Source organism: uncultured Fibrobacter sp. (genome assembly GCF_937877005.1).
In the GTDB taxonomy this organism is placed as follows: Bacteria; Fibrobacterota; Fibrobacteria; order Fibrobacterales; family Fibrobacteraceae; genus Fibrobacter.
In genome coordinates this window covers 1-2344 of the sequence record NZ_CALEFV010000301.1, presented here as the reverse complement: position 1 = coordinate 2344, position 2344 = coordinate 1, and the positions used below count along the sequence as shown (strand labels likewise).

At 52.1% G+C, this 2344-nt stretch carries 2 protein-coding genes and 1 pseudogene; all 3 read left to right on the top strand.

The window, feature by feature from the left end; genetic code table 11:
• Positions 1-187: 187 nt before the first annotated feature.
• The 3 genes and pseudogenes from Q0628_RS13465 to recO all read left to right on the top strand — a co-directional run bounded on the left by Q0628_RS13465 (position 188) and on the right by recO (position 2291).
• On the top strand, positions 188-994 hold the full coding sequence (locus Q0628_RS13465) for a type IV pilin protein (protein WP_298771807.1): 807 nt from the start codon (positions 188-190) through the stop codon (positions 992-994).
• Positions 995-1071: 77 nt separating this feature from the next.
• Positions 1072-1411: pseudogene (locus Q0628_RS13460) on the top strand (histidine triad nucleotide-binding protein).
• 52 nt (positions 1412-1463) lie between these two features.
• On the top strand, positions 1464-2291 hold the full coding sequence (recO, locus tag Q0628_RS13455) for a DNA repair protein RecO (RefSeq protein WP_298771805.1): 828 nt from the start codon (positions 1464-1466) through the stop codon (positions 2289-2291).
• Positions 2292-2344: the final 53 nt, after the last annotated feature.

Below are 2344 nucleotides of genomic sequence, written 5' to 3'. Positions count from 1 at the left end.
CGCTGTTTTCTGCCAACCTGAGACCAGTTTTCAGTAAAAAGTTTGTAAAAACGGCAAAAAATCGGCTACGGCGGGTTTTATATTCCAAGTTGGAGTAAGGAAAATGTCTTTTTTTTATTACGAAGCACACTTGTTTGTAAAGTTTTGTTTTATATTTATGTTGTTGGACCTCAAGCAAAGGGGTTTTATGGTGACTAAAATTTTGAAGAGGATCACAGATTTTTGTTCGCTCAAGGGGCCGGAGGGCACCACCCGCAACAACCGGAAGGCTGGTTTTACCATTATCGAGCTCATGGTGGCGATTGTCATGGTTAACATCCTTTCGGGCATAGCCATTCCGAAATGCACCGACATGATCGAGAAAGCAAAGGAACGAACGGACCTGCTTAAATTCTTTTACCTGCGTGATGCATTGGACCGCGCCCTTTACGAAGACGACGCGTTCCGTATTGACGAATCCGCAAAATGCGGCAACACTCAAAACAGCAAAGACAATCTGAGCAAGTGGCTTGCAACAGAGGAAGGCGTTTCTCTTTTTGTTCTTGAACTCCATGATGTTTTTGTCGCCAACTACCAAGGTGAAAACAAAACCAGGACGAGCGACAACCAGAATATGTGCGGGCTCCTTACCAGCACCGGATTTTGGAGCCAGGCATTTAGGGACGCCGGTTTCGGTGCCGTCGCCGACATCGTTATAGCAAGAGCGGACAACAATAATTTCAATGGGCATCCGGGAGATTATGACGTAAAAAAAGAGTCAAATGGGTGGTACCGCACCTATCCTAAAACGCCCCTTTTCACCAGTAGGGCACTAAACGGCGACCCGAACGCAAAATACGGGAACAACGGCCAATACAGGTATTCCATGAAGATCCGATGGACGAACGGCAACCCCGACAGCCATTCACTCGAAGTATTCCTGGCTAAAGACGGCACCTCAAATCCTTTGAAAACCCGGCTCGGCACCTGCTTTTCGACCCAACCCTGCAAGTAAACGCCTTCACACCATTCCCCCACCGGTCGCCCCACCCCACAACGGGCGGCCTTTCTTTTTACTACTTTATAGTCACTATGAGTGAAAACTGTCTTTTCTGCAAAATCATCAAGGGTGAAATCCCTTCCAAGAAAATCTACGAAGACGACGACGTGTTCGCCTTCTACGACATCGCCCCGCAGGCCCCGGTGCACTTTCTGGTAGTGCCCAAGCGCCACATTTCGACCATCATGGACATGCAGCCCTCCGACTGCGAACTGGTGGGCAAGATGCTTTACCGCGCCCAGCTGATAGCGAAGGAACTCGGCACGCTTCGTGTTCAACTGCAAGGCCGACGCGGGCCAGACGGTGTTCCACATCCACCTGCACGTGCTTGGCGGCCAGGTCATGGGTTGGCCCCCGTTCCCCAGCAAGTAGGGAATGGATTGCCGCGCTACGCTCGCAATGACGTTTGCGCTGCATTAGCATTATGATAAAAACTAGAGCAATTGTTCTGCACCGGTTTGCGTACAGCGACTCGAGCTTTATCGTGAAAGCGCTCACGGAAGAGTGCGGCGTGGTGAGTTTTATCATCAAGGGCGCTAAGCGCAAGGAGTCACCCTTTAAAGGGGCGCTCGACCCACTCGCACTTTCGGAGGTGGTGTTCCGGCAGAACCCGAATGCCGAGTTGCAGTTCATTAAAGAGGCGTCGATTATCGACTGGCACGGTGAGTTGCGGAATTCCCTGCTGAACCTGGCGGTTGCACAAGTAATGGCCGAGATTGTGCTGCGGTATGCGCCGCCGGCCACTCCGATTCCCGAAGAGTTCGCCTTGCTAAAGCAGGCGCTTGCGGAGTTCGACTCCCCCACAGGCACCACGAGCGACACCGCTGTTACAAGCGCGCCGGGGTCAGTAAATTCGCCGGCCAACACGAGTGCCGACTCGGTATTCAGCCGCTGGTTGTTGAACATTTGCGACTTGTGGGGCTACCACCTGGAACTTGGCGTGTGCAGCCGCTGCGAAAAGGAGCTCACGGAGCCTGCGGCGGACTTTTTCCCGGAATCGGGCGCGCTCATTTGCAGGCATTGCCAGGGTGTACAGAGCGCACGTGCCCGCGCAGAGACGTTGCAGGGGCTCTGGGAACTGAATTTAGCGCAAAACAACCCCGAGCAGGCGCCACAAAAGCTCACGGGTCGCGTTTTTGTGGAGAACGCTTTGCTATCTTATCTGCGCAATCACATCGGATTCCTGAAAGAAATCCATTCCCTTTCATGGCTACAGGAGGTTCGTAAGTTATGCTCAGCCCAATCGACATAAAGAACAAGAAAGCTAAAGGCGAAAAAGTTTCGATGATTACCGCCTACGACTAC